Source organism: Streptomyces sp. NPDC002265, from assembly GCF_040296125.1.
Lineage (GTDB): Bacteria > Actinomycetota > Actinomycetes > Streptomycetales > Streptomycetaceae > Streptomyces.
On record NZ_JBEOWS010000527.1, the window covers coordinates 1 to 4,631 of the forward strand.

The following is a 4,631-nucleotide window of genomic DNA, read 5'->3' on the forward strand; positions in this document are numbered from 1 at the left end:
CCCTGGTGGTGGCCGCGCCCTCGGCCGCCCCGCCGGAGCAGAACACGGACCACGGCACGGGCGAGGACACGGCGCAGGGCGTCGGGCGTGCGCGCGCCGGTTCAGTGGCGGGTGATCACCGCCGCACGGTCACCACCCGGGCGCCGGCGGTGACGTCCTGCCCGGTGTGCGGCTCGACCGAGGCCATGTCCGCGGTGTTCAGGACGGTCATGAGGACGACCGTCGGGTGCCCCGCGGCGCGCACCGCGCCGAGGTCGACCTCGGCGAGGAGGTCACCGGCGGAGACCTTCCGGCCGGGCTCGACGCGGACGTCGAAGCCTTCGCCCTTCATCTGCACCGTGTCGATGCCGATGTGGATGAGCACCTCGACACCGTCCGCGGTCCGGATCCCGAACGCGTGACCCGTGTTGGCGACGGTGATCAGCTCGCCGTCGACCGGGGCGACGACGTGACCGTCGGCCGGGTCGATGCCCACGCCCTCACCGAGCGCGCGGGAGGCGAAGACCGGGTCCTCGACCGTGCCGAGGCCGATCACATGGCCCGAGACCGGCGCCACGAGCTCGAGGTCCGCACCGGCGGCGGGAGCGTCCGCCGCGACGGTGCCGGCGGAGGCGCCGGTGGCTCCCGCGGTCACCAGCTCACCCTCTGCGGCCGCCGCGGGGGCGCCGACGGTGACCAGCTCACGCGCCTCGGCCGGTGCGGCCTCGGCGGGGGCGGCAACCTCACCGCGGGCGGCGGCCTCGACGGCGTCACGCTCGGCGTTGGCCGCGACGCGCTCCTCCTTGGTGCGGTAGTCGGAGAAGTACACGAGAGCCATCGAGGTGAAGAAGGCCGCCGAGATCGCGATGATGTACTTGATCATCGGGTCGAAGACCGGGATGGTCAGCAGGGAGGTGAAGGCGAAGGCGTTGGTGTTCACGCCGCCCAGCAGACCGATGATCACACCACCCACGAGGCAGCCGACCAGCATGCGCGGGTAGATCCGCTTGAAGCGCAGGTGGATGCCGTACAGCGAGGGCTCGGAGATACCGCCGAGCAGACCCGCGGCCAGGGCGCCGGTGGCGGTCTGACGCATGTCCTTCTCACGGTGACGGATCGAGAGCAGCAGGACACCGGCGGTGGCGCCGAAGCAGGCGAAGTTCCACGTGCCCATGGGGCCCTGGATGAAGTCGTAGCCGAGGGTGTTGATGTTGACGAGCATCAGCGCGTTCAGCGGCCAGTGCAGACCCAGCGGCACCAGGAACGGGTACAGCATCGGGATGACGATCGCGAAGACGATCGGGGCGTGGCCGTTCAGCCAGGACAGACCCGTGCCGAGGCCGTTGCCGGCCCAGACACCCATGGGACCGATGAGGAAGGCGGTCAGCGGGATCATGATCAGCATGCTGAAGAACGGCACGAAGACCATCTGGACGTTCTCGGGGAAGATCCGCTTCAGGCCCTTGTAGACCAGGGCGAGCAGGGCGACCATCAGCAGCGGCACGAAGACCTGGCCGCCGTAGTCGTTGAGCTGCATCGGCAGCCCGAAGACGTGCGCCACGGACTCCGTGGTGCCCAGCGTCGAGTTGACGTGGGTGGTGACACCGGGGGTCTTGGACCCGATCATGCCGGTGAAGTTCGGGGTCATCACCGCGGCCATGACCGTGGCGCCGACCCATGGGTCGATCTTCAGCTTCTTGGCCGCGTTGTAGGCGACCATGATCGGCAGGAAGTACAGCACCGAGCGCCACATGGCGTCGACGAAGACCCAGCTGGCGGACTTGTCCGCGGCGCGGAAGTCGACCAGGCCGAAGGCGTCGAGCATGGAGGCGATCGCGATGATCAGCGAGGCGCCGAGCAGCACGCCCAGGAGCGGGCGGAACGAGTCCGAGAGGTACTCGAAGAAGTTGTCGAGCCAGGCGTAGCGGCCGCGGCCCTTGGCGCGGATCTCGGCCTTGACGTCAGCGTCGGACTGCGGGCGGGGAGCGGCCCCGCTCCTCATCGACGGCAGGTTCATGATGTCGGAGTAGACGCCCGCCACGGCTCCGCCGATCACGATCTGGAAGCGGTCGCCGGACTGAGGCACGGTGCCCATGACACCGTCGAGGCCGTCGAGCGCGGTCTGGTCGACCTTCTTGGCGTCGTGCAGCTGGAAGCGCAGCCGCGTCGCGCAGTGCGTCAGGCTCTCGATGTTCTCGGATCCGCCGACGCCACGGAGGATCTTCTCCGCCAGCGCATCGGATGTGCGTGTGCTCATGGGTGCGTCCTAACATCCCTGGTTCGTGCGGTTCTGCACCGTTCTTCGATCTCTCCCGCCCGGACCGTGGCAGCAAAAAAGGCCTGGGTAGCGCACATGGCGCCACCCAGGCCTTGCCTCCCGTCGGACCGCCCGCCGCCGTCACCTCGTATGAGGCGGCGGCGATGGCGTCGATAGGGAGTAACAATCCTGCGATCGGGTTCGATCGATAATTACTATAGCAGCGAAATAGCGCCATAGAGAAGAAACTCTTCCGGACCGGGACAAAGGGTCGATCTCCTGATGGATCACGACGCTCCGGCAGTCCGGTATCCCGGCACTCCCGACGACGGGGCCGGAGCCATGAAGGCTCCCGGCCTGTGGGTGGCCGGTGGTTGCGTCGAGAACTTCCGAACCTCGATCAGGGGATCAAGAGGTCAGGGACCGAGCGGGCCATAGTGTCGCACGGCGCCGGGCCTCAGGGCCAACGCCTGCCCCGATGCGGGCCCTGCCCGGGGAATAGGGCGGTCCGGGCGCGGGTTGCGGACGTCTGGACGATCGAAAGACGATCACGGTGACCGGCGACTGCGGTCCGACAGCAGGGGCCTCTCCACCCCGCCACCGGGGCCGTACCGGTGTAAGTGACACAGGCCACAGGAACTCCTCTGGTCCTGCGGAGAGAAGTGGTCGTGAGAGACGCAGAAGACGATGTGCGCCGCCGCGTGCGCGAAGGGGACCGCGCGGCGTTCGCCCAGCTGTACGAGGAGTTCGCCCGCGCCGTGTACAACCACGGTCTGCGGCTGACCGGCGACTGGTCGACAGCCGAAGAGATCATGTCCGAGACGTTCCTGACTGCGTGGCGGACCCGTGCGCGGGTGCACGAGGACGGCGGCTCGCTGCTGCCCTGGCTGCTGGGCATCGCCACCCACAAGGCGGACAACGCCCGCCGGGGACAGCGCAGACGCCAGCTGTTCCTGGCGCGTCAGCCGCAGCCGCCCGCGGAGGAGGACTTCGCGCCCCGGACGGTCGGGCGGATCGACGACGCACGGCGCCTGCGTGCGGTGCACGCCGCCCTGGGCCGGCTGCGGCGCCAGGAACGCGAGGTGCTGGCCCTGTGCGTGTGGTCCGGCCTGGACTACCAGCAGACGGCGGAGGCCCTCGGCATCGCCGTCGGCACCGTGCGTTCCCGCCTTTCGCGGGCCCGCACGAAGCTGGCCCGCCTCGCGGAAGAAGACCGGGAACCACCCGTCACCCGCGGAGAGATGACAAGTGCGGCCGCGATCGCGGCCCTGCCCGCACGGAAGGAGCTCACATGAACGACGGCGACCGCGAGGAGATCGCGCGCCTGCTGCCGGCCCCGGCCGACTGGGACCTTCCGCGCGAGCAGCACCTTCGTCACAAGGAACTGCTGATGCACCGCATCGACCGAGACATCGCCCAGGAGCAGGCGACCCGTACCCGCCCGGCCCGCCGGCTGCTGCGGCCCGCGCTCCTGGCCCCGGTTACCGCTCTGACCCTGGCCGGCGCGCTGGCCGCGGGAGTCGCCCTCAACGGCAACGGCGGGACGCCCCCCGGCACCTCTTCGCACCGTGCCGCCACGGACATGCAGCCCGCCGCGGCGCTCCTGAGCCGGATCTCCGACGCCGCCGGGGAACGCACCACGCCCCAGGTGCGGGACGACCAGTTCGTCTACACCCGGGAGAAGGCGCGCGGTGCCGACCTGACCAGCGGGAAGGCCGTCCTCGGCCCGCTGCAGGACCGGGAGGTGTGGGCCGCTCAGGAACAGGGACCGCTGCACAAGCTCGGCCTGGTGCGGGAGAACGGCGAGACGCTGCCGATCAACGCCGAACTCGGTGACACCGACGGCACCCCGGCCGGTATCAACCGGGCCACCTACCGCTGGCTCGGCTCGCTGCCCACCGACCCCGACAAGCTGCTGGTCTACCTGTACGCGAACACCCCGCACGCCGAGGGCCGGGGACGGGACCAGGCGGTGTTCGAGCAGATCGGGGGCCTGGTCGGCGGGGTGATGCCGCCCGCCACGGCCGCCGCGCTCTACCGGGCCGCGGCGAAGATCCCCGGCGTCACCGCGGCCCCGCAGGCACGCGACGCGATCGGCCGCCGGGGGCTCGGCATCGCCCGCGACGACACGGACTACGGGGTCCGGACCGAGTGGGTCTTCGACGCGAAGGACTACTCCTATCTCGGCTCCCGCAGCTACCTGATCAAGGACACCTCGTACGGAAAGGCGGGCACGCTGCTGTCCAGCGAGGCCGAGCTGGAACTCGCCGTCGTCGACAAGGCCGGCCGACAGCCCACGGACGCGGAGCGCACCCGCATCCAGCCTCAGAACTGACCGTTCACCCTCGGAGGTCCCCCGCATCAGCCACGCTCCGGCCCGCCGTCCGCACAGGAC

Annotated in this window: 3 protein-coding genes; 2 read left to right on the plus strand and 1 reads right to left on the minus strand. The window is 70.1% G+C overall.

The features are described 5' to 3' along the window. Positions 1-115 precede the first annotated feature (115 nt). Entirely contained in the window at positions 116-2,236 is a 2,121-nt protein-coding gene (locus ABT085_RS44065) for a glucose PTS transporter subunit IIA (protein WP_351622170.1), read from the minus strand. Positions 2,237-2,904: 668 nt separating this feature from the next. Between ABT085_RS44065 and ABT085_RS44070 the strand changes: the two genes are divergently transcribed. Further along, on the plus strand, positions 2,905-3,531 hold the full coding sequence (locus tag ABT085_RS44070) for an RNA polymerase sigma factor (protein ID WP_351622173.1): 627 nt from the start codon (positions 2,905-2,907) through the stop codon (positions 3,529-3,531). Next, a complete protein-coding gene (locus tag ABT085_RS44075; protein ID WP_351622176.1) occupies positions 3,528-4,571 on the plus strand; it encodes a CU044_5270 family protein in 1,044 nt (347 codons plus the stop codon). Before ABT085_RS44070 ends, ABT085_RS44075 begins: the two co-directional genes overlap by 4 nt. The last annotated feature ends 60 nt before the right edge of the window (positions 4,572-4,631 follow it).